Source organism: Paenibacillus tengchongensis (assembly GCF_008973665.1).
Lineage (GTDB): Bacteria > Bacillota > Bacilli > Paenibacillales > Paenibacillaceae > Paenibacillus_AQ > Paenibacillus_AQ tengchongensis.
Genome location: NZ_WACP01000002.1, coordinates 45,295 through 66,705 on the forward strand (window position 1 = coordinate 45,295; position 21,411 = coordinate 66,705).

General features: G+C 54.2%; 19 protein-coding genes. 15 read left to right on the plus strand and 4 right to left on the minus strand.

Annotated elements, in window-relative coordinates:
* Positions 1-35: 35 nt before the first annotated feature.
* From yycF to F1381_RS03135, 5 genes are read left to right on the plus strand one after another with little or no spacing between them, the layout of a single operon-like run.
* Positions 36-770, plus strand: coding sequence for a response regulator YycF (yycF, locus tag F1381_RS03115; protein WP_151733367.1), 735 nt, complete (start codon positions 36-38; stop codon positions 768-770).
* Positions 767-2,599, plus strand: a complete 1,833-nt coding sequence (gene walK / locus F1381_RS03120) for a cell wall metabolism sensor histidine kinase WalK (protein ID WP_151733368.1) — start codon at positions 767-769, stop codon at positions 2,597-2,599. The genes yycF and walK overlap by 4 nt, the downstream gene beginning before the upstream one ends.
* Entirely contained in the window at positions 2,596-3,873 is a 1,278-nt protein-coding gene (locus F1381_RS03125) for a YycH family regulatory protein (protein WP_151733369.1), read from the plus strand. Before walK ends, F1381_RS03125 begins: the two co-directional genes overlap by 4 nt.
* A gap of 52 nt (positions 3,874-3,925) precedes the next feature.
* Positions 3,926-4,669 (plus strand): two-component system regulatory protein YycI, encoded by a 744-nt coding sequence (yycI, locus tag F1381_RS03130; protein ID WP_151733370.1) that lies wholly within the window; start codon positions 3,926-3,928, stop codon positions 4,667-4,669.
* Positions 4,670-4,687: 18 nt separating this feature from the next.
* Complete coding sequence (locus F1381_RS03135) at positions 4,688-5,494, plus strand: MBL fold metallo-hydrolase (RefSeq protein ID WP_151733371.1); 807 nt, start codon at positions 4,688-4,690, stop codon at positions 5,492-5,494.
* On the opposite strand, the gene F1381_RS03140 is transcribed toward F1381_RS03135, so the two are convergent.
* Complete coding sequence (locus F1381_RS03140) at positions 5,463-5,669, minus strand: hypothetical protein (RefSeq protein WP_151733372.1); 207 nt, start codon at positions 5,667-5,669, stop codon at positions 5,463-5,465. The two genes, F1381_RS03135 and F1381_RS03140, sit on opposite strands and share 32 nt — an antisense overlap.
* Before the next feature lie 372 nt (positions 5,670-6,041).
* On the opposite strand from F1381_RS03140, the gene F1381_RS03145 reads away from it, so the two are divergent.
* The 7 genes from F1381_RS03145 to cydC all read left to right on the plus strand — a co-directional run bounded on the left by F1381_RS03145 (position 6,042) and on the right by cydC (position 14,381).
* On the plus strand, positions 6,042-7,286 hold the full coding sequence (locus F1381_RS03145; protein ID WP_151733373.1) for a S1C family serine protease: 1,245 nt from the start codon (positions 6,042-6,044) through the stop codon (positions 7,284-7,286).
* A 365-nt stretch (positions 7,287-7,651) separates the two neighbouring features.
* On the plus strand, positions 7,652-7,852 hold the full coding sequence (locus F1381_RS03150; protein WP_036592608.1) for a cold-shock protein: 201 nt from the start codon (positions 7,652-7,654) through the stop codon (positions 7,850-7,852).
* A gap of 108 nt (positions 7,853-7,960) precedes the next feature.
* Positions 7,961-8,191: a cold-shock protein gene (locus F1381_RS03155; protein ID WP_150272683.1), complete on the plus strand. Its 231-nt coding sequence runs from the start codon at positions 7,961-7,963 to the stop codon at positions 8,189-8,191.
* Positions 8,192-8,415: 224 nt separating this feature from the next.
* Positions 8,416-9,822 (plus strand): cytochrome ubiquinol oxidase subunit I, encoded by a 1,407-nt coding sequence (locus F1381_RS03160; protein ID WP_151733374.1) that lies wholly within the window; start codon positions 8,416-8,418, stop codon positions 9,820-9,822.
* Positions 9,809-10,825 (plus strand): cytochrome d ubiquinol oxidase subunit II, encoded by a 1,017-nt coding sequence (cydB, locus tag F1381_RS03165; protein ID WP_151733375.1) that lies wholly within the window; start codon positions 9,809-9,811, stop codon positions 10,823-10,825. The genes F1381_RS03160 and cydB overlap by 14 nt, the downstream gene beginning before the upstream one ends.
* A complete protein-coding gene (gene cydD, locus F1381_RS03170; protein ID WP_151733376.1) occupies positions 10,825-12,588 on the plus strand; it encodes a thiol reductant ABC exporter subunit CydD in 1,764 nt (587 codons plus the stop codon). The genes cydB and cydD overlap by 1 nt, the downstream gene beginning before the upstream one ends.
* The gene (gene cydC / locus F1381_RS03175; RefSeq protein ID WP_151733377.1) at positions 12,585-14,381 is read left to right on the plus strand and encodes a thiol reductant ABC exporter subunit CydC; all 1,797 of its coding nucleotides are present in this window, start codon (positions 12,585-12,587) and stop codon (positions 14,379-14,381) included. The genes cydD and cydC overlap by 4 nt, the downstream gene beginning before the upstream one ends.
* A gap of 207 nt (positions 14,382-14,588) precedes the next feature.
* Here cydC and F1381_RS03180 read toward each other — a convergent pair whose 3' ends face one another.
* Both F1381_RS03180 and F1381_RS03190 read right to left on the minus strand, forming a co-directional pair.
* Positions 14,589-16,382, minus strand: a complete 1,794-nt coding sequence (locus F1381_RS03180; protein WP_151733378.1) for a DUF2252 domain-containing protein — start codon at positions 16,380-16,382, stop codon at positions 14,589-14,591.
* Positions 16,383-16,784: 402 nt separating this feature from the next.
* Positions 16,785-17,189, minus strand: coding sequence for a hypothetical protein (locus F1381_RS03190; RefSeq protein ID WP_151733379.1), 405 nt, complete (start codon positions 17,187-17,189; stop codon positions 16,785-16,787).
* Positions 17,190-17,559: 370 nt separating this feature from the next.
* Here F1381_RS03190 and F1381_RS03195 point away from each other — a divergent pair, with 370 nt between their 5' ends.
* The 3 genes from F1381_RS03195 to rlmH all read left to right on the plus strand — a co-directional run bounded on the left by F1381_RS03195 (position 17,560) and on the right by rlmH (position 20,683).
* Positions 17,560-19,338, plus strand: coding sequence for a M3 family oligoendopeptidase (locus F1381_RS03195; RefSeq protein ID WP_151733380.1), 1,779 nt, complete (start codon positions 17,560-17,562; stop codon positions 19,336-19,338).
* A gap of 197 nt (positions 19,339-19,535) precedes the next feature.
* On the plus strand, positions 19,536-19,703 hold the full coding sequence (locus tag F1381_RS03200) for a CxxH/CxxC protein (RefSeq protein ID WP_082452016.1): 168 nt from the start codon (positions 19,536-19,538) through the stop codon (positions 19,701-19,703).
* 500 nt (positions 19,704-20,203) lie between these two features.
* Positions 20,204-20,683 carry a 23S rRNA (pseudouridine(1915)-N(3))-methyltransferase RlmH gene (gene rlmH / locus F1381_RS03205; RefSeq protein WP_151733381.1) on the plus strand — a complete coding sequence of 160 codons (480 nt, stop codon included), beginning with the start codon at positions 20,204-20,206 and terminating at the stop codon, positions 20,681-20,683.
* A 152-nt stretch (positions 20,684-20,835) separates the two neighbouring features.
* Here rlmH and F1381_RS03210 read toward each other — a convergent pair whose 3' ends face one another.
* Complete coding sequence (locus F1381_RS03210; RefSeq protein WP_151733382.1) at positions 20,836-21,297, minus strand: MarR family winged helix-turn-helix transcriptional regulator; 462 nt, start codon at positions 21,295-21,297, stop codon at positions 20,836-20,838.
* Positions 21,298-21,411 lie beyond the last annotated feature (114 nt).

The following is a 21,411-nucleotide window of genomic DNA, read 5'->3' on the forward strand; positions in this document are numbered from 1 at the left end:
GGGTTTAACAACGCTTAGAAAGGTGAAGCCGAGCCATGCAGATGGGAACGATTCTGGTAGTAGACGATGAACAGCCTATTGCCGATATCTTAAAGTTTAATTTGGAGAAGGAAGGCTATGAGGTCATCTGTGCGTTCGACGGCAACAGTGCCGTTGATCTGGCCCTGACCAGGCGGCCCGATCTGATGCTGCTGGATCTGATGCTGCCGGGGAAGGACGGGATGGATGTGTGCCGCGAGGTGCGTTCCGCACATCTGGATATTCCCATCATTATGCTAACGGCCAAGGACGGCGAAATTGACAAGGTGCTGGGCCTCGAGCTTGGAGCGGATGATTATGTGACCAAGCCCTTCAGCACGCGTGAGCTGCTGGCCAGAGTGAAGGCTCAGATGCGGCGCCAGCAGAAGCCGGTGCAGGCCGAGGCCCTCAGCGAGAAGCCGGAGACGAAGCAGGGTGTCTATCATTTCGGACTGTTTATCGATACCGATATGTATATGGTCTATAAGGACGGCGAACCGCTGGACCTGACCCACCGTGAATATGAACTGCTCTACTATATGGTCCGCCATGCCGGCAAGGTGATGACCCGCGAGCATCTACTGCAGGCGGTATGGGGATTTGAATATTTCGGCGATGTGCGGACAGTGGACGTGACGATCCGCCGTCTGAGAGAGAAGATTGAAGAGAATCCAAGCAAGCCCGAATATATCTTTACCCGGCGTGGCCTCGGATATTTGATGCATAGCCCGAAAAACGGGGGCCTGGGATGAAGGGGCTGTCCTTTTTCCGGACGATTCAGGCCAGGCTGATTATGATCTATGTGCTGCTCATTCTGATCGCCATGCAGCTTATCGGCGTCTATTTCGTCAGTTCGATGAAGAATTCGCTGACAGATAACTTCACCAAAGACCTGAAGGCACGGGCGGAAATGCTCTCGATTCTGACCGCCGATAAATTCGGCAGCGAGGCGGGAACCGCCGACGAAGATGGCGTGGTGGAAAGCCTGCGCGGAATGGTCAACAATCTGTATATCAGCGGAGCCGAGATACAGGTGCTGGATGCGAGCGGTAAGATTATCACTACCTCTGTCGCTTCGCAGAACGATATTATCGGGCAGCGGAATACACAGACCGTAGTCAACCGTGCGCTGCAGGGCATCAGCGACAATGAGGAATATATTATTGCTGACGACAATGTCCGTAAGAAGGTGGTCGCCAAGCCTGTGTTATCCGGCGATAAGGTAGTAGGTGCCATCTATATTGCTGCAGATATGAAGGATTTGTACGCTACTATCAGCCGGATTAACAATGTCTTTCTATCGGGTCTGCTGCTGGCCTTGGCGCTGACGGCGGTGCTGGGCGTGATTCTGGCCCATACCATCACGCATCCGATCAAGGAGATGACCCGGCATGCTACGGCGGTGGCTGAGGGGCGTTTTAACCGCAAGATGCCGGTATTCGGCAATGACGAGATCGGACAGCTGAGCCAGGCGTTCAACTATATGACGGGAAGGCTGCATGAAGCCTTGTCGCAGAATGAAGAAGAGAAGGAGAAGCTGGCTTCCATCTTGGCGAACATGAGCGATGGCGTTGTGGCAACGGATGAGAATAACAGGGTCATCCTGATGAACACCCGGGCCGCGCACATGCTCGGCTCAGAGAACCCGCTGCCGGAGGGCGCTCCGCTCGACGAGCTGCTGGGACTGGACCATGAGCAGTCCGGCTCCCTAGCACAGGGCAACGCTCAGTCAGCGATGCTGCGCTTAACCCCGATGGACGGCGCGGAAGCAAACATTGTGCGCGTCACCTTCACACCGATTCACCGCCGCGAGGGCCGCGGCATCGCGGGCACCATCGCTGTGCTGCAGGATGTTACCGAGCAGGAGAACCTGGAGGAATCGCGGCGCGAATTCGTCGCCAATGTCTCCCATGAACTGCGGACGCCGCTGACAACCATTAAGAGCTACGCGGAGGCGCTTGATGACGGAGCGCTTGAAGACCCGCAGCTGGCGGTACGGTTCGTCGGTGTTATCCGCAATGAGACCGAGCGGATGATCCGGCTGGTCACCGATCTGCTGCATCTTTCACGGCTGGATTCGAAGGAGTCGAGTCTGCGCATTCAGCAGACCGATATCTTCGAAATGCTGGATGATGTAGCCGACCGTTTCTCCTTCCAGCTGCGCCAGAAGCGGATACGTATCGGAACCAACGTACACAAAGAGGTCGCCTCCGCTTGGCTGGACCGCGATCAGATTGATCAGGTGCTGGGCAATCTGGTGTCCAACGCCTTAAAATATACGCCGGAAGGCGGAGCCATTGAGCTGGAAGCGCGCAAGAACGATGAAGGCATGCTTGCAATTTCAGTGCGCGACTCCGGGATCGGGATTCCGAAGAAGGATATCGAGCGCATATTTGAGCGTTTTTACCGGGTGGACAAGGCCCGTTCGCGCAATATGGGCGGGACGGGCCTCGGACTGTCCATTGCCCGGGAAATTGTCAAAGCACACGGAGGCTCCATTTCCCTGCAATCCGAGCTGAATCAGGGCTCGCTGGTTACGTTTACGCTGCCGCTTTTGCAGCAAGGGAGGAGTGAGCTGTGAAGGAGAAAATCAAATCCTGGCTGCTTGCCCTGCTGGTCTTCGGCAGCCTGATTGAGAGCTATTATCTGATTTACCGGCTGCCGGGCAGCGATTCGGCGGTCATGTCGGAGAGCTTATACGTGAAGACAGACCATATGGGGCCGGAGCAGAACGTGGAGAATCTGCTGTATCCGGAACGAATGGTAATCCATATGGGTGAAAACCGGCACACCTTATTCTATCCGGGTGCGGCCTTCTACGATCTGATTCTGAACCGGATTAAAGGACGCGGCTTTGAGAGTTTCCAGCGCCGGGCTGTACAGGATTTCGACTGGAACAAAATCCGCCGCGAGAATTCCGGCATTGAGCTGTCGTTCGGGGAAGGTATACCTGTAACGCTGCTGCAGCGGATCATGCAGCTGTCGCCGGACTCGCTGTTTGAGGGCGAGAGCATCAACCGGATATGGATTTACAACGGCAAGAATGACGCCAAGACCCATGCGGTATTCTTCAGTACCCGGGGGGACATTGTGTATGAGGCAGCCAAAGCCGACCTGACGGTACAGGACGTGCAGCAGCATGTGGATTTCGGGCAGAATCTGACCCCGTACACTGTGGTCAACGATACCTATTATGTACCCGAGTCGCCGCTGCAGCTGCTGGAGGTCGAACTGCCGATCGGTATGTATACCATTGAGCAAATGCAGAGCAATCTGTTCTTCGATGCCGGCAGTACCCGCTATATACCGGAGAAGGACGGCTCAAAAATCTACACCGACAGTAAACGCAGTCTGCAGGTCGATGAACAGAACTGGATGAGCTACAGCGACCCGGCGGCCTTGCCGGCAGGGGAGAGCACGCCGGCCACCGATGCGCTGGAGGCTGTCGACTTCGTGAACGAGCATGGCGGGTGGAACGGGGAATACCGGCTGGCGACGGCCGAAGAAGACCGGCAGGAGGAGCGCAGCGTCGTCTTTCAGCAGTATTACGGATCTTACCCGATTGTGGGCAAGCCGGGACTGCGGTACGGCGAGATCCAGCTTGAACTTCAGCAGGGCACCGTCTCTTCCTATGAACGCTCCCTGATTTATCTGGAAGAAGAGAAAGCGGTAAAGACCATTGCCCATTTGCCCGGCGGCGAGGAGCTGCGGACTAGGCTGAATGATCTGAATCTGACGCTGTCTATTAAGGATCTGACGCCTGCATACATGCCATCGCTGGACGTGGACAAGCTGCAGCTTGTTCCGGTGTGGCAGGTTACCCTAAGTGACAACAGTACCGTAGTTCTGGATTAATCCCCTGCATGGGGGCAGCTTTAAAATTCCAATAGGGAGGAGGGGATGAGTAATGGATTGGGGAAGAGCCAAGAGCGTGCTTATCTATGCGTTCCTTGTACTGAATCTGCTGCTGTGTTATCAGCTGTGGCTGGATCTGCGCGATCAGGCCAGTGCCAATCTGGACTTCACCTCCCTGTCGGAAGAAACGAAGGCCGTGATGGAGCAAAAGGGGATCCGGGTCTTGTGCCCGATACCGGCCGCTACGCCGCAGCTGCCGCCGATCACCTACCGTTATTCCGGGGAGGAGCAGACCGCACCGCCGGTAGCATTGAAAGAGCCGGTGGACAGCGCCCTGATCTATTCTTCGTTTTCAGAGCTCAGCAAGCTGCTGGAGCCGGAGATTTCCGATATTGCCAATTACCGGTTCTACCAGAATGAGAGCGAGCCCGGAAAGCATGTGCTTCATCCCCTGGTCGACAACAAATGGCCCTTGTTCAGAGTAAAGCTGGAGCTGATTAACAGCGATCAGAAGATTGTAGCTTACCGCCATCCGCAAATTGAGCTCGGCGCGGCCGGGGGCGGAGATGAGGTCCAGAAGGTGCTGCCGGCATCCCAGGCGCTGAGCAGCCTGATTGAAAAATCTTTTCCGGCCGATTCGGTCGTCAATGCCATTGAGCTCGGCTATTACGGGGAGCTGTTTAATTCCGAGAGCCAGGTGGCTTCGCCGATGTGGCGGTTTATGCTGCAGGATGGCAGCGCCTATTATGTAGATGCCATTACTGCGGACATCATTAGTCCCAAGACAACAGAGTAAAGGGAGCAGGAGAGGGAAATGGGAATTTCGTTTACAATACTGTCCAGCGGATCAACCGGGAATGCTACGGTGGTGCACAACGGGGAAACGACGCTGATGATTGACGCAGGGCTCAGCGCCAAGCGGATTGAGGAGCTGCTCGCTATGCGCGAGATGACCGGCCACAATATTGACGGCATTCTTGTGACCCATGAGCATTCGGACCATATCAAGGGGCTGGGGGCAATTGCCCGCAAGTATGACCTGCCGATCTATGCCAATTCGGGAACCTGGGGAGCGCTGGAGAAGGGCATCGGGAACATTCCCGAGCATAACCGGATCGTGCTGGAGACCGGCCAATACCGGGACTTCGGCAGCATGCGCGTAGAATCGTTCGCCATCTCCCATGATGCTGCGGAGCCGGTGGGGTACAATTTCTATGACGGCAAAGAGAAGCTTTGCGTAGCCACAGATCTCGGCTATGTCAGCGATAAAGTGCGGACGGCGATGGAGGGCTCTGATGTGCTGGTGCTTGAGGCCAACCACGATATCGAAATGCTGCGGATGGGCCGTTATCCATGGAACACCAAACGGCGGATTCTCGGCGATCTTGGACATCTTTCAAACGATGCAGCCGGTGCGGTGCTCAGCGAGATCCTGACGGGGCGCACCAAGCGTACCTACCTCGCCCATTTAAGCCGTGACCACAACATGATGGAGCTGGCCAAAATGTCCGTGCGCGGAGGCATGGAGGACAGGGGATGCTTCTACAAGGACAGCGAGTTTAAACTGTGCGATACATTCTATGATCAGCCTACGCCATGGGATAAGGTGAGCCAATCATAAGCCGGTCTGTTTCGGTGATTCTTTGCTCCAGCTCCTGACGCGAAATCAGGCCTTTCTCAATCATCAGTTCAATTAAGGCACTTTGGACCACGATCAGCTGGTAATGTTCATCCTTCAGATCGCCAAGCTTGCCGATAAACTGAACCAAATCCATACTGGTGGAAAATGAGTCCATAATTAAACCTCCTTTTCGAAATAACGTTAAGCGTTGTTACAGGAATTTACCGGTATTTTCCGAAAAACAATAGTCGGGAAGCGCAACCTGCTGTGATACAATCAGGTAGAAAGATCCTGTGCCAAAATTTCGTGCAATTCTTCTAATATGTATTGTAGTCTTTGAAGCTGCAAAATATTCCGCTCAAAAGCTAGCAATTTCGCTGTCCTTGCCGCTGGCAGAAGATTTCCTGCGCGTAGGCATTCATCCCGTTTATGGTGAATGATTAGTAGAACATTTTGACGCTGCCGGCAGTCTATAGGAGAAGCGGGAAGCACAGTTGCTTGGCGTTCAATGATGAATGCGTATGGCCATAGAGGGGAGAGGTTAAGGTTGGGACTGTTTGACGACGATTTCTATTCTACGAAGGTATCGCGGCGAACCAGCAAAAGGCAGGAGACACCTGGATACGGCAACAGCCGCGGCTGGTCGCGCAGTGAACGCAGAGGTCTCGCGACCTGGCAGGTATCGGTCATCAGCTCCGTAGTCAGTGCAGTGGTCGCTGTACTGCTGTTCGGGCTGGTCACAGGAGATCTGACCCGGGAGGAGCCGGAGGCGGCTGTTCCGGTAGCCAGCCAGGCGGTCAGCGCCCAGGACCCCTTTGAGCGGCTTGTTCAGGCTGCGGCGGTTGTCCGTCCTGCGGTCGTCAGCATTATTAATCATAAAGAAGACAACGAGGAACTGAATATTCTCGACGAGTCCGCACTGGGCTCAGGCGTAATATATAGCAAAGACGATAAGAAGGCCCTAATTATCACTAATAATCATGTCATAGAGGGTTCCGGCAGCCTGGAAGTAGTTACGGTGGATGGAGAAACGCACAAAGCCGAGCTGGTCGGCACGGATAAAGTCACCGATATCGCTGTGCTGTCGGTGGATGCTAAGGGCATTAATACGGTAGCCCAGATCGGGGATTCCTCCCAGCTGCGCTTCGGCGAGACGGTCATTGCCATCGGCAATCCGCTCGGACTGGGGGACTCGCTTACATCCGGCATTGTCAGCTATACCGAGCGGACCATTCCGGTGTCACTGAATCAGGACGGTGTGTACGACTGGGAGCAGGCGGTCATTCAGACCGATGCCGCCATCAATGAAGGCAACAGCGGCGGCGCATTGGTCGACCTCGACGGCAAGCTGATCGGCATCAACACGATGAAGATTTCCGACACTGGCGTCGAGGGGCTCGGGTTCGCGATTCCCGTCAATCATGTAATAGAGACGGCTGATGAGCTGGTGAAGAGTGGCAGGATTGCCCGTTCTTATCTCGGCGTATACTCAGTTGATCTGAACAATCCTTATGTGCCGCTGGCAGATGATCAGATCAAAGAGCTTAATCTTCCCGGCAGCGTCAAGGATGGCGTGGTCGTTCTGGATTCGGTGGGGCCGGCGAAGGAAGCGGGCCTTCAGTTCAACGATGTCATTACCAAGTTTGATGACACGCCGATTACCTCCACGCTGTCTTTGCGCAAATACCTGTACGAGCAGACGAAGATCGGCGATGAGCTGAAGATCACCTTTTACCGCAATGGCGAGCCGCATCAGGTGACAGTGAAACTTCTGGAGAAGCCGCAGGAATAAAAGCGGGAAACGGCGTATATAATAACAAAGCAGCGGGCCGGCTGGAACCAGCCGGCCCGAACTTTTCGCTAAGCTTGTTTCAAAGCATGCCGGGCAGGGTAATTAAGAAATATGGGTTGATAATATGTTTCTGATAGCATTTACATTGTCAAAACAACCTAATCAGAACATAAACGTAGAAAACCGGAAAGCCAGCTTGCCTTTGTTATTGAGGTGTGGTAACATGAGAATAATCGTAGTGTTGATACCTAATTCTCGTATTGAAAAGGGCTGTCAAATGCTTACAACCCTTTTCAATGTGTGAATTTTTTCTTTGTCTGAAGATAAAAAGAACATATTAATTTAAATTTGTGGAGGTAACACACATGCAAACAGGTACAGTTAAATGGTTCAACGCAGAGAAAGGTTTCGGATTCATCGAAGTTGAAGGCGGAAGCGACGTATTCGTTCACTTCAGCGCAATCGTCGGCGACGGATTCAAAACTTTGGACGAAGGCCAACGCGTTGAATTCAACGTTGTTCAAGGCAACCGTGGACCACAAGCCGAAAACGTTGTAAAACTGTAATAATAGAAGGAACCGCCCCGCTTCAAGCGGGGCGGTCTTTTTGTATACCACAACCCGCTTTGCCCGGCTCATAAAGTCACAGGCGGAGTACAGGAGGGAGGATCGGCAATGAACTACCGAAAAAAGCCTTTGGAGGAAATACCGGAAGTGGATACAGCGATCTGGTCCTGCACCAATGACGGCTGTAACGGATGGATGAGGGATAACTTTGTGTTCGAAGAAACACCAGTCTGCCCCCTTTGTCATGCCCCTATGGTTCGCAGCACGAAGATGCTGCCCCAATTGCTGAATTCAAGCGGCGATTCCAAAACGCAGAAGAAAGGCATTTCCATTACCTGACTGCAACCCTTATAATAAAAAAACTGCATAGTCTGTGAAATTATGGGATGGTCATAAAACCGTCTCATTTTTTTTGCTTTCTAAACACAATATTGTGACATTTGTCACAAATTTATTATTTTTAGCCCCGAAATACGGGTGTATAATGTGATAATTATCACACTTTACCTGTTAATCTTTTGACAGAATAGACATATGAAATGGGGAGAAGGAAGGGGAGCAGTATGGATACAGTAATGCTGTCACGCATCCAGTTTGCGTCGACGACGATTTTTCATTATTTCTTTGTACCGGTATCGATCGGACTTGCGCTCATCATCGCAATTATGGAGACCATGTATGTCCGCAAAGGCAACGAAGAGTACAAGAGAATGGCACAGTTTTGGGGAAAGCTGTTTCTCATTAACTTTGCAGTAGGTGTAGTAACAGGGATTCTTCAGGAGTTCCAGTTCGGAATGAACTGGTCGGATTATTCCCGCTTTGTAGGTGACGTCTTTGGTGCACCGCTGGCGGTAGAAGCGCTGCTTGCCTTCTTCCTGGAATCAACGTTTATTGGTATCTGGATTTTCGGCTGGGACAAAGTTTCGAAGAAGGTGCATCTCTTGTCGATCTGGCTCGTAGCCTTCGGCACGATGCTGTCGGCCTTCTGGATTCTGACCGCCAATTCGTTCATGCAGCATCCGGTGGGCTTTGAAATGAACAACGGCCGTGCCGAAATGAACGACATCTTTGCTCTGATTACGAACGGACAATTACTGGTGGAGTTCCCGCATACGGTGCTGGCTGCCTATGCTACAGGCGCTTTCCTGGTAACAGGCATCAGTGCATATAAGCTGCTCAAGAAGCAGGATGTTCCATTTTTCAGAAAATCATTTGAAATTGCCGCTATCGTCGGGATTGTCTCTTCGATTGGTGTAGCCGTTGCCGGCCATGCCCAGGCGCAATATCTGGTAGAAACCCAGCCGATGAAAATGGCGGCTTCCGAAGGTCTATGGGAAGACAGCGGTGACCCGGCGGCCTGGACCGTTATCGCCAATATCGATCCTGACAATAAATCAAACAGCGGGGAGATCAAGATCCCGTATATGCTGAGCTTCCTCTCCTACAGCAAGTTCTCCGGTGATGTCAAAGGGATGAACACGCTGCAGGCGGAATATGAACAGCAGTATGGCCCGGGGAACTATATCCCGCCGGTACGGACCACCTTCTGGAGCTTCCGGATTATGGTCGCTGCCGGATCGCTGATGGTTGTGCTGGGCCTGTATGCCATGTTCCTGATGTGGCGTAAGAAGATGGACCGTCCGAATACGTGGTTTATGCGCTTCATGCTGTGGGGACTGCTCCTGCCGCCGATTGCCAATACTTCGGGCTGGATTATGACCGAAATCGGCCGCCAGCCATGGACGGTGTTTGGACTGATGACAACGGAAGACAGTGTATCGCCGAATGTGACTGCAGGTCAGGTGCTGTTCTCGGTCATTTCTTTTACAGCTATCTACGCTATTCTCGGCGCGGTGCTGATTGGACTCTTCATCAAAGTGATCAAAAAAGGCCCTTATGCCATGGATAACGATCATGGCGTAGCGCATGATCCATACAACAAGGAGGGATCGTCGCATGCTTTCTCTTAATGAACTTTGGTTCGTACTGATTGCCGTACTGTTTATCGGATTCTTTTTCCTGGAAGGCTTCGATTTCGGCGTAGGGATGGAAACGCAAATTCTCGCCAAGAATGATACCGAGCGCCGGGTGCTGATTAACTCGATCGGTCCGTTCTGGGATGCCAATGAAGTCTGGCTGCTGACGGGGGCAGGCGCGATGTTTGCCGCTTTTCCGAACTGGTACGCAACGCTGTTCAGCGGCTTCTATATTCCGTTTGTCTTTGCCCTGCTGGCGCTGATTGCCCGCGGTGTGGCCTTTGAATTCAGAGGCAAGCGGGATTCGCTGGCCTGGAAGAGAACCTGGGATGCCTGCATCTTCTTCGGCAGCCTGCTGCCGCCGTTCCTGCTCGCCGTCGTATTCGCCAGCTTCATCAAGGGGCTGCCGATCGACGCCGATATGCAAATGCATGCCGGATTCTTCGATATCGTGAACGGATATACGGTTGTGGCCGGTATCACCGTTGTCCTGCTGTGCCTGGTGCATGGCCTGATGTTCACCACGCTGCGGACGTTCGGCGATCTGCAGGCGCGGGCACGCAAGCTGGCGCGGACGCTGCTGCTGCCGCTGGCTGCACTGCTAGTCATTTTTGTAGCCATGACGTACTTCATGACCGACATCTTCGAGCAGCGCGGAGCCCTGCTGTGGGTGCTGGTGGTGCTGGGCATTGCCGCCTTTGTACTGTCCGGTTACTTCATGAGCAAGAAGAGAGACGGCTGGGCGTTCGGCATGACGGGAGCGGTGATGGCCTTGTCAGTACTGTCCATCTTCGTGGGACTCTTCCCGCGGGTAATGATCAGCTCGATCGATCAGGCATTCAACCTGACGATTACTAACGCCGCCTCCGGCCACTATTCGCTGAAGGTGATGACGATTGTAGCGCTGTCGCTGCTGCCGTTCGTGTTGGGCTATCAGATTTGGAGTTATTTCATTTTCCATAAACGGGTTCACGAGAAGGAGCATCTGGAATACTGATGGATAAAAATTTGCTTGGGTACAAAGGAGTTAAACCGGTCTTCCTGATCGTAGGCTTCCTTACCCTGGTGCAAAGCTTATCCATTATCCTGCTGGCGAAGTCGCTGGCAGGGGTTGTCTCCGCGCTGTTCGCGGGAGAACCGCTGAAGGAACAAGGGGCCGAGACGCTCTTGTTCCTTCTTGCGTTTCTGGTCCGCCATGCCTGCGCGATGCTGATGAGCCGTGTCTCCTATAGTTTTGCGGAGGCAACCGGCAGCAGCATGCGGAAACAAATGATGGACAAGCTGTTCCAGCTGGGACCGCGGCTTGCCGGCAACCGGGGAACCGGGACGCTGGTTACGATGGTTCTGGAGGGAGTGACCAAGTTCCGCACTTATCTGGAGCTGATTATTCCCCGTATGGTAGGGATGGGGATCACCCCATGGCTGCTGTTGGTCTATGTATACACGCTGGATACGGCGAGCGGGGTGATTCTTACGCTGACCATGCCGATTATCGTCGTGTTCATGATTCTCATCGGTGTCACTGCCCGCAAGCAGATGGACCGCCAGTTAAAATCGTACCGCACACTGTCCAATCACTTCGTGGATTCGCTGCGCGGGCTGGAGACGCTGAAATTCCTCGGCCGCAGCCGCAGCCATGCGGACAGCATCGCCAAGGTCAGTGACAGCTACCGCTCGGCGACCATGCGGACACTCCGGGTGGCGTTTCTCTCGTCCTTCGCGATGGACTTCTTTACGATGCTGTCGGTAGCCTCAGTCGCAGTCAGCCTGGGTCTCAGGCTGGTTAATGAACAAATGACCCTTGTGACGGGGCTGACGATTCTCATTCTGGCGCCTGAGTATTTCCTGCCGGTGCGGCTGGTAGGGGCGGACTTTCATGCTACGCTGGATGGTAAGGAGGCCGGCGAGGCCATGAAGGATATTATCGACCGCAATACCGTAGAAGCCAGGCTGCTCGATACCGGCGAAGCCGCAGCGCCGGCAGTACCGGCCGGCCACAATGCTGTATTCAGCTGGAGTCCGGGCAGTACTCTTGAGCTGCGGGGCATTGGTGTGCAATATGAAGCTGAAGGCATTCCTTCACTGGAAGAGGTCAATCTTGCATTCCACGGAAACGCGAAGATCGGCATTATCGGAGAGAGCGGTGCGGGCAAGTCGACGCTGATCGATATCCTCGGTGGCTTCCTGCATCCCTCGTCCGGCGAGCTGGCGCTGAACGGCAAGCGCCTCAGCGCATTGACCGCTGAAGCCTGGCGCAAGCAGACCTCTTACATTCCGCAGCGACCGTACATCTTCAGCGGTACGCTGGCCGATAATGTGCGTTTCTATCATCCGGAGGCTATGGAGGAAGAGGTGGCCGCTGTTGTGTCGGCCTCGGGGCTGTCGCAGCTGGTGGAGTCACTGCCGGGCGGACTGAACGAGCCAATCGGCAGCGGCGGACGTTCGCTCAGCGGCGGCCAGGAGCAGCGCGTGGCGCTGGCCCGCTCGCTGCTGAGCAGCCGTCCGGTGATGCTGCTGGACGAGCCGACGGCTCACCTCGATATTGAGACGGAATATGAATTGAAAGAAACGATGCTGCCCCTGTTCGAGGGCAAGCTGGTGTTCCTGGCGACGCACCGCCTGCATTGGATGATCGACATGGATCTGATTGTCGTGATGAAGCAGGGACGGGTGGCCGAAGCCGGCACACACCATGAGCTGCTGGCCCGCAAGGGTGCTTATTACGAGCTGGTTGAGGCGCAAGGGGAGGGAGTCCGTTGAAACGTGAAGGATGGTTTGCCCCATATGTTTCGGGTTATTTCTGGCGTTTCCTGCTGATCATCGCCCTGGGTGCGCTGACGATATTCTCGGCTTCATCGCTGATGTATACCTCGGGCTTTCTGATCTCCAAGGCGTCGATTCCGCCGGAGAACATCCTGATGATCTATGTGCCGATCGTCGGCGTACGCACCTTCGGGACCAGCCGGGCGGTCATCCACTATGTGGAGCGGCTGGTCGGGCATGATACGATTCTGCGGGTGCTCTCGAAGATGCGCATCCGGCTGTACAAGGTTCTGGAGCCGCAGGCGCTGTTCCTTTCCTCGCGTTTCCGTACCGGCGATATTCTTGGCATGCTGGCCGAAGACATTGAATATCTGCAGAATGTTTATTTGCGGACCGTCTTTCCGAGTGTGATTGCGCTTCTGATTTACGGTGCTGCTGTCATTGCCCTGGGCACGTTCGACTGGGCCTTTGCCCTGCTGATGGCACTCTATATTCTGGTGCTGGTGGTGGTATTGCCGCTGATCTCGCTGTTCTTCACCCAGAAGCGGCAGCGGCTGGTCAAGACCGAGCGTAACCGGCTCTACCAGAAGCTGACCGATGCTGTGCTCGGCATGGAAGACTGGATGATCAGCGGACGGCAGGCGCAGTTCGTCGAAACGTATGAAGCGGACGAGAAGACGGTCGCCCGCACTGACGGCGCGCTGCGCCGCTGGGCGCGCGTGCGCATGTTCATTGGCCAGGCGGTGGTCGGGGTGGCCGTGCTGTCGATGATCTACTGGGCGGCAGGCGAATACGAGAGCGGCGCCATTGCCGGAACGCTGATTGCCGCCTTCGCACTTGTGGTATTTCCGGTGGCGGATGCCTTCCTGCCGGTGTCGGAAGCGGTCGAGAAGCTTCCGCAGTATGCCAGCTCGCTGGAGCGGCTGGACGGTGTAGAGCGCAGTGCGGCCGATGTGCCGCGGGCCGCTCTGTTCACCGTCACGCCGGAGACAGCGGAGCAGGCGGCCCAGGCTGCCGCCGCCGCCAAAGCGGGCGGGCAGGTGCACATCCGGCTGGATCATGCCGGATTCGCCTATGAGGCGGACGGACAATGGTCCGTCCGCAATGTCAGCATCGATATTCCGCAGGGAAGGAAGATCGCGGTCATCGGGCGCAGCGGCGCGGGGAAATCCACGCTGCTGAAGCTGATCCAGGGCGTGCTGGCGCCTGCCGCCGGCACGGTGCGGATCGGCGGCCTGGACGCGGCCGCCTACGGCGAGCACATCCCCGGCATCATCGCCGTGCTGAACCAGAGCCCGCATCTGTTCGACACCACGGTGGCGAACAATATCCGGCTCGGTGATCCGGATGCGCCGGATGACGCCGTCAAGCAGGCGGCCGCACTCGCCCGGCTGGGCGGCCTGATTGCCTCGCTGCCCCAGGGGTATGACACCCCGGTGCGCGAAGCGGGGCAGCGGTTCTCCGGCGGCGAGCGGCAGCGGATCGCGCTCGCGCGCATCCTGCTGCAGAACACGCCGGTCGTCGTGCTTGACGAGCCGACGGTGGGGCTCGACCCGCGCACCGAGCGCGAGCTGCTCTCCACAATGTTCGAGGCCATGCAGGACAAGACGCTGATCTGGGTCACGCATCACCTGGTGGGCGCGGAACAGATGGACGAAGTGATCTTCATGGAGAACGGCGCCATCGAGATGCGCGGCACGCATGCGGAGCTGATGGCATCGCAGCCGCGCTACCGCAAGCTGTATGAGCTGGACCGCCCGCAGGGCTTTAATCAGGCAGCGGCAGAGTAAGGCCGGCTGATGGAAGAAGGATACACTGGGTAACGGAAGGGGATTACCCGGTTTGAATAAAGCTCTTTCCGCTCTTTGACTGGAGCGGGGAGAGCTTTTTGTGCTGCGGGCGGTTATTCATAGGCATGATCAAAAAACAGCCAGACCGCTCCTTGTGAGCTTGCCTGGCTGCTTTAGATTATCCCAGTATACGTCGGCTGTGCAAAACTAAAGGTTATGGGATTCCCCAGAATTCTTGCGCAAAGTATCATCGGCCGGTAGGTCCACTGGCGCGGTGGCTTCCGGCGGATTCTGAGGGGAAGCCTTACGGGCCCGGGGCTTGCGGGCGGGCTTGGGTTTTGCCGGTGGTTCTTCGATCTGGGATTCCTCTACAGATTCATTTCGGACCAACTCGCTCTCATCCGGTCTTTCTGCACCCCGAACATCCTCTACCGGTGGAATTCCGGCTGCCCCGTCTTGCACCGGATGATCCTGAGCCGCTGTTTCCACCGCCGCCGCTGCCTCATCCCGTATCAGTTCGCGCTCTCCGTCTGCTTCCGGCACGGCATCCTCAGTCACCAGAGGCCCAGACGCGGCTTCCTCATCCACAAGCTCCTCCTGAACCAGCTCCTCCTGAGCGAGGGCATCATGGACCGCCGTGTCTTCCACCGGTACCTCCGGCAAGCCGACACCGAAGCGCTCCTGTACCCATTCGGTGAACATGGCATAATCTTTCTCCACCTGATTGGCATAGGAGTAAGCCCACTCGGCGATATACTTGGCAAACGCATCGGCATCCGGCCCCATGGCGGCGGCAATCTCCTTCTCACTGTGGTAGGCAAGAATGCCCTTGTTCACATCGGCGTCGGCGCGGGCATGCATTTTGGCGGTCAGGCGGCCCATACTCTCCAGCACCCGCTCCATATCCTCGCGATCCGAAATGTCCTGGAGCTTCAGGCGTTTCTTGTAAGGAGAACGCTCCCGCACGTAGAAATAGCGGCCCTCCAGCGTAAGAAAACCGAGGTAAGGATCGGCCTTATGATGCATCGCCTGCTGTGTTGCCGCGACCCGCTTCCCCTGATGGGCGAAGAAGCTCCAGAACGACTCGGAGTAAGGCAGGAAATAGGCCGGCACCGGCACGCGCACCTCCTTGGCCTCCAGCACTGTATCATCCAGCTCTTCCGCTCCCGCGTCGCCCTCAATCAGCACATAGAAGCGGTCCAGGCCAATCGATGCCGTACCGGAGCCGTGCTTCACGGCAATGTCCTTGATCCGGTAATGGTCCTTGTTCTCCTTAGGGGCGAGAATCGTATCCAGATAAAAGCTCCACGCCTGCTCCAGCTGCTCCTGCTCGGCAAGCTCCGGTATGGCCAGCTCGGTGTTCTCCAGAAACACCCGCCCGGTCTGCATCTGCGCCGTTACCTTCTCCAGGAAATGCCCCTGACGCCGTCTCTCCAGCTTGCGGAGCAGCTTGCGCACCGGACCCTTGGCTTGTCTTTGGTTCATCAGGAACTTCTCGGGGTCGTCCTTGCCTTGGGCGAAGCGGCGAATCTGCCGGTGGTAGGCTTGTATGTATTCCCCGATACTGCCTAGCTGCCCATCCGTGTCAAGCCCCAGCTGGCGCCCGACAAGCGCGATGCTGACCGACATCCGCAGGAGATCATACAGATAGGAGCCGACATACCCTTCGTCAAAATCATTCACATCATAGACGATCTCTCCGTCTTCGCTGCGGAAGGCCCCGAAATTCTCAAAATGCAAATCCCCCTGAATCCAGGTCGGCCGCTCTCCGGAGGTGTGATAGGGGAAGTACTGGCGCGTAGCGTCAAAATAAAACAGATAAGCGCTGCCCCGGTAGAACGAGAAGGCGCTTTGCGCCATTTTACGGTACTTTCCGGCCCGGCTGTGCGGGTCCAGTCCCATAATGTGTTCATCAAATTCATCAAGAATCGAAATCAGTAAGTCTTGGCGAAGCTTGGTGCGTGTGCGGATGACTCCTTCGGTAATGGACGGATTAATCATGGCAGGCACTCCTTGACTTGGCAGAATTTATAATCATCATAATATCGCGTTACACTTGTCGCAATCAAGAATGTATTAACTTTTTATAAAATGAATCCAGGTTGTAAATCCCTAACCTCTATTACCCTATTCAATAGAAGGCGGTTGATGCAGCATACAGTGATATAGAGCTATCTGGTATAATCTGCGTCTCTATCAGCCAAGCCAGGTGCAATTAACTATCCGCTGCGTCCGACGCATGGTTGCGTAAGACTTTCTGAGGATGACCAAGGCAGCCTGATCTATGTTCTTGCAAGTTTGGGCGGGGGCACTGGTAAGGTTACTATCATTGAAAGTTAATCTTAAACGCAGAGTAAGGATGGGCTTAAGCCCATCCTTGCTCTGCTTCAAATGAACCAGTGTTTATTCTACTTTTACTGGTAAAAATTCTGTTGTTAAGCTTGTTTGCTCTTGTTCAGTGAGATGATCAGTTACCTTATGGATCGAATTATCTTTTACGGTATACCGGTAAATAATTACTGGATTGTCAGCATTATCTGTGTTGCTTAAAAAATCGAATCCTTGACCATCCTTGTGCCATATTACGGATGTAATCAGTATAAAGTTTTGCTCAGAAAGACTCAAAAAGGCGCTGTCCTCAGTGTTGTACAGTGCAATGTAACTGGAGCCCAAGTCACCAAAGCCAAAAGCAATGGTATTCCCATCGGGGGACCAATTGTAGCTATCTATTTTTTCACTGAAAACTCCATTACTAGGCAGGCCATTTAATACACTCTGTTTTCCGTCTGAAAGACTTAATATAATCAATCTTGATCCCTCATGGTCTCTCACATGGACAGCCAAGTGATTATTGTTGGACAAACTCACTGACCGGATACCTAATGGTTTTTTATCAAGTTCAATAGTACCCCTTTATCTTTAGACGCCTTCCAATAGGATAAGTTTCACTTAAATCAATAAAATTACATAATATACAATTTTGGAGAGTGTGTGACAAATAACCCTTATACGTGCCGGAAAAAGAGGGCTAGGGTGCACCTCACATTTATAATCTTGCTGCCGTGATATAATGGAGCGGTTGTTAAGGAAGCGGAAGAGGTGTGAGCATGTAAGATGCTGCGGAAAGATAATCAGACCTGTTGGTAATCTAATGAGATAACAGGGGGATGTTATATATATGGAATTAACGTGGGAACTGGAGAGCCTGTATCCAGGTTTTCAGTCGGAGAAATTCCGGGATGACCGGGAGCTGTCCGGACGGCTGGCTGCCGGGCTGAAGGCTTGGTCTGCGGTTCATTTGAACGATGAGCAGAATGCTGCGGAACGGACGGAGAATTTCCTGAAGCAGTACAATGCTTATAAAAGCGTCTATATCTGTCTGTTCAGCTATGCCGAACTCCGCTACAGCGCGGAAGGCGGCAATGAGGAAGCGGCGGGCATGATGGACGAGCTGGAGGAGACGGCAGCGGAGGCCGATGAGGGCCTGGCATGCTTCGGCAAGTGGTTAAACCATCTGGACGGTCCGGAGTTTGCAAGACTTCTGGAATCGTCGGCTTATCTCGGCGAGCACAGCTTTTATCTGCGCGGGCTGCGGGAGCAGTCCCGTTACCGGCTTGGCGAAGAGGCCGAAGCGGCCATTGCCCGGATGAAGCTGACCGGGTCCAAGGCCTGGGAAAGACTCTATATGCAGACGCTGTCTACCTTGCGGACGGAGGTAGAGCTTCAGGGGAGCAGGCAGAGCCTGTCCCTCTCCGAGCTGCGGAACCTCGCCTATGAGGCCGATCCGGCCGTCCGGGCGGCTGCGGCGGCTGCCGAGCATGAGGCCTGCCGCAGTGTGGCCGGGCAGAGCGCTGCCTGCCTGAATGCTGTAACCGGCGAGGCTGCGGCCATCTATGAGCTGCGCGGCTACGCTTCGCCGCTGCATAAGGTGCTGGCCGCTTCCCGGATGGATGAGCGGACGCTTGCAGTAATGCTGGAGACGGTGGCGGAGAGCCTGCCGGTCTTCCACCGCTACTATGCCAAGAAGGCGGAGCTGCTCGGGCACGCCGGTGCGCTGCCGTTTCATGATGTGTTCGCGCCCCTCGGCGCGGAGCAGTCCGGCAGATTATCCTACCGCGAGGCGGCGGAAATCATCAGCTCCGCATTCAGCAGCTTCAGTGAAGAACTGGGCGGCTTCGCCCGCACAGCCTTCGAGCGCCGCTGGATCGATGCCGAGCCGCGCAGCGGTAAAGGTAGCTTCGGGATGTGCGTCGATATTTTTCCACTTGGCGAGAGCCGGATCATCACCAGCTTCACCGGTCAGCCCGTGGATGTCAGTGTGCTGGCCCATGAGATCGGGCATGCGTACCATAGCAGCTGCCTGGCTGGGCAAAGCATGCTGAATACCGACTATCCGGTTCCGGTGGCCGAGACGGCCTCGATCTTTTGCGAAAGTCTGGTCCATCAGGAGCTCCTGAACCGGGCCGCTGCCGGAACAGACCTGGCCCTTCTGGAGAGAAGCCTGTCAGACAGCGGGTATTACATTGTTGATTTCTATGCCCGTTATTTGTTCGAGAGCAGACTGTATGAGAAGCGGAGAAGCGGCCCGCTGTCAGTAGAGGAACTGAACGGCCTGATGCTGGAGTCCATGACTGCCGCGTACGGAGACAGCGTGGAACCAGGCAGTATTCATCCGTATCAGTGGATCAGCAAGGCGGGATACTATATGGCGGGGAACGAGTTTCTGAACTTCCCGTATTCATTCGGGCTGCTTTTTTCAAAAGGACTGTATGCGCAGTATAAGAAGCAGGGCGGAGATTTCGCCGGACGCTACCGGTCATTCCTGGCTGCCACAGGTACTGCCAACATTCGCGATGCCGCGCTGCTGCTGGATATTGATGTCCATTCGCCGGACTTCTGGCGGGGGGCGCTGCAGCTGATTGCCGGGGAGGTACGGGAGTTTGCAGAGCGGGCGTAAGGAAGAAGAGGGGACAGGAGCGGAAGGCGCATAATGGTGAATGCAGGTTTAAGCTGCCGGAACAACAGCGCGCCTGACGGACGGTTCTTGGCAGATCGGGTGAAATGCGGCCCGGGAGGTTCCTTTTTGCCGGGAAGTGTGGTAGAACAGAAGAAGGAAGACTACGAAGCGCGGCACAGAAAGGGATGCTTGATTGAATGTATGTAGTATGTAAGGAACATGTGGAGCTGGCCATCGATAAATTTGTGGACGAGTATGAGGATGCACCGGATGTGGTGGACCTCAAGGAGACCGAGTTCTCGGACTGGGACCCGCCGGCGAAATGTGCAGAATGCGAGAAGAACGCGGAGTATCTGGTTGTGTAACCGATGTGCTTAGCCTAGCTGGTCAAATAAATCCCCTGCCTCTTCCGGATCGAAGAGCAGGGGATTGTTGTATGTGGCGGGCTAAAGAAGCAAGGTGGAGGCCAACATGCACATCATTGCAGCGATAACTAATAATAAATTTGTACCCTGCGGGTACTTTTGTCCAACATAGGATTCAATGGCTTGCAAGAACAGCGTTATGCTTAAGCTCATATACATCAAGAAGCTGTAGGTTGAGTATGAAGGATTTATAAAAATCAGTAAGACAAATAGGACGACCCCTGCGCTGAACAAATAACGTGTAATTCTAAGTGCGGATGTCATGTATAAGCACGCTCCAGGAAATCAGTTTTACTCAGTTATTCCTTATTATATAACACCCGGCAGGTTTCCTTTTACCTGAAAGTATGGTAGAACTGAAGAGAAATCGCGAAGATGCGAAGGACGTGCTGATGCGTCCTTTTGCTGTTATATAGAGGGTTTACCGACAGGAGGACAACATGCTTATTCAAATTATCGGCGTAGGCAAATTGAAGGAAAAATATCTGGTGGACGGCATTGCCGAATACGCGAAGCGGCTGACGCCGTACCTGAAGTTCCAGATCATCGAGGTCCCCGATGAGAAGGCCCCGGACAACCTCAGCGACGCGGAGGTTGTGCAGGTCAAGGGGCGCGAAGGCGAGCGCATCCTTGCGCACATCAAGAGCGAGGCGCATGTCATTGCGCTCGCAATCGACGGCAAGCTCTGGAGCTCCGAGGAGCTTGCCGCGGAACTCGACCGGCTCGGCACCTACGGGACGAGCCATGTCGTGTTCGTCATCGGGGGCAGCCACGGGCTCTCCGATGAGGTGATGCGCCGCGCGCAGCAGCGCATGAGCTTCGGCCGCATGACGCTGCCCCATCAGCTCATGCGGCTGGTGCTGACCGAGCAGATTTATCGCGCGGTGAAGATCAATCGGGGTGAACCGTATCATAAGTAGGGCGAAATTTGCTCTGCAATACGTTGGATTGTCCCAAAAAATTAATAGCAAGCAAAAAGTGAGGTAAACAGTAAAGGGAGCCGTCCCCAAATCATCGACTTAGGGACGGCTCCCTTTGATTTTTGCAACCTACCTTCTCCGGAAAAGACGCCTTAATGCTTGTTTCGAAATTTCGCGACTTCGGGTTCAATTTCGGATACAAGTTTTTCGAGTATTCGATTAAATTGTTGTTTTTCGTCCATCGTTAGAACATTTAAAAATACAGGCTGAAAATCTCCGGTTTGATTTAAAACGACTTTGCCGGCTTTAGTTAGCGTAATCATCATCACGCGTTGATCCTCTTCAGATTTATACCGCTCGATGAATCCCTTTTTTTCTAGCTTTTTAATCATTTCGGAAGCAGATTGCGGGCGCATATCCAATTGATTGACTAATTCCTTTTGGGAAATATTTGGTGTCTGATGAAGGATACTCAATATTTTCCCTTGCCCTCGATTTAGAGAGGTAAACACGCTGCTGCCATTAAGTATGTTTTCTTTTAAGAACGCCGTAAGTAAATCACTATATTTCATAAAGTTAGTGGTTATATCAATGTTCAATTGTTTTTCATCCACAATAATTTCCCCTTATTCGTTCTCCATACCCCTCTATTTTATCAGGTCACCGAAGTAATTCAAATTATGTTGTTGACAATTTAGTAAGGGTACCTTATTTTATTATTAAGGTAC

Coding starts and splice junctions, on each gene's coding strand:
- yycF (WP_151733367.1), top strand. CDS start 36: ATGCAGATGGGAACGATTCTGGTAGTAGACGATGAACAGCCTATTGCC.
- walK (WP_151733368.1), top strand. CDS start 767: ATGAAGGGGCTGTCCTTTTTCCGGACGATTCAGGCCAGGCTGATTATG.
- yycI (WP_151733370.1), top strand. CDS start 3,926: ATGGATTGGGGAAGAGCCAAGAGCGTGCTTATCTATGCGTTCCTTGTA.
- F1381_RS03135 (WP_151733371.1), top strand. CDS start 4,688: ATGGGAATTTCGTTTACAATACTGTCCAGCGGATCAACCGGGAATGCT.
- F1381_RS03140 (WP_151733372.1), bottom strand. CDS start 5,669: ATGGACTCATTTTCCACCAGTATGGATTTGGTTCAGTTTATCGGCAAG.
- F1381_RS03150 (WP_036592608.1), top strand. CDS start 7,652: ATGCAAACAGGTACAGTTAAATGGTTCAACGCAGAGAAAGGTTTCGGA.
- F1381_RS03155 (WP_150272683.1), top strand. CDS start 7,961: ATGAACTACCGAAAAAAGCCTTTGGAGGAAATACCGGAAGTGGATACA.
- F1381_RS03160 (WP_151733374.1), top strand. CDS start 8,416: ATGGATACAGTAATGCTGTCACGCATCCAGTTTGCGTCGACGACGATT.
- cydB (WP_151733375.1), top strand. CDS start 9,809: ATGCTTTCTCTTAATGAACTTTGGTTCGTACTGATTGCCGTACTGTTT.
- cydD (WP_151733376.1), top strand. CDS start 10,825: ATGGATAAAAATTTGCTTGGGTACAAAGGAGTTAAACCGGTCTTCCTG.
- F1381_RS03180 (WP_151733378.1), bottom strand. CDS start 16,382: ATGATTAATCCGTCCATTACCGAAGGAGTCATCCGCACACGCACCAAG.
- F1381_RS03195 (WP_151733380.1), top strand. CDS start 17,560: ATGGAATTAACGTGGGAACTGGAGAGCCTGTATCCAGGTTTTCAGTCG.
- F1381_RS03200 (WP_082452016.1), top strand. CDS start 19,536: ATGTATGTAGTATGTAAGGAACATGTGGAGCTGGCCATCGATAAATTT.
- rlmH (WP_151733381.1), top strand. CDS start 20,204: ATGCTTATTCAAATTATCGGCGTAGGCAAATTGAAGGAAAAATATCTG.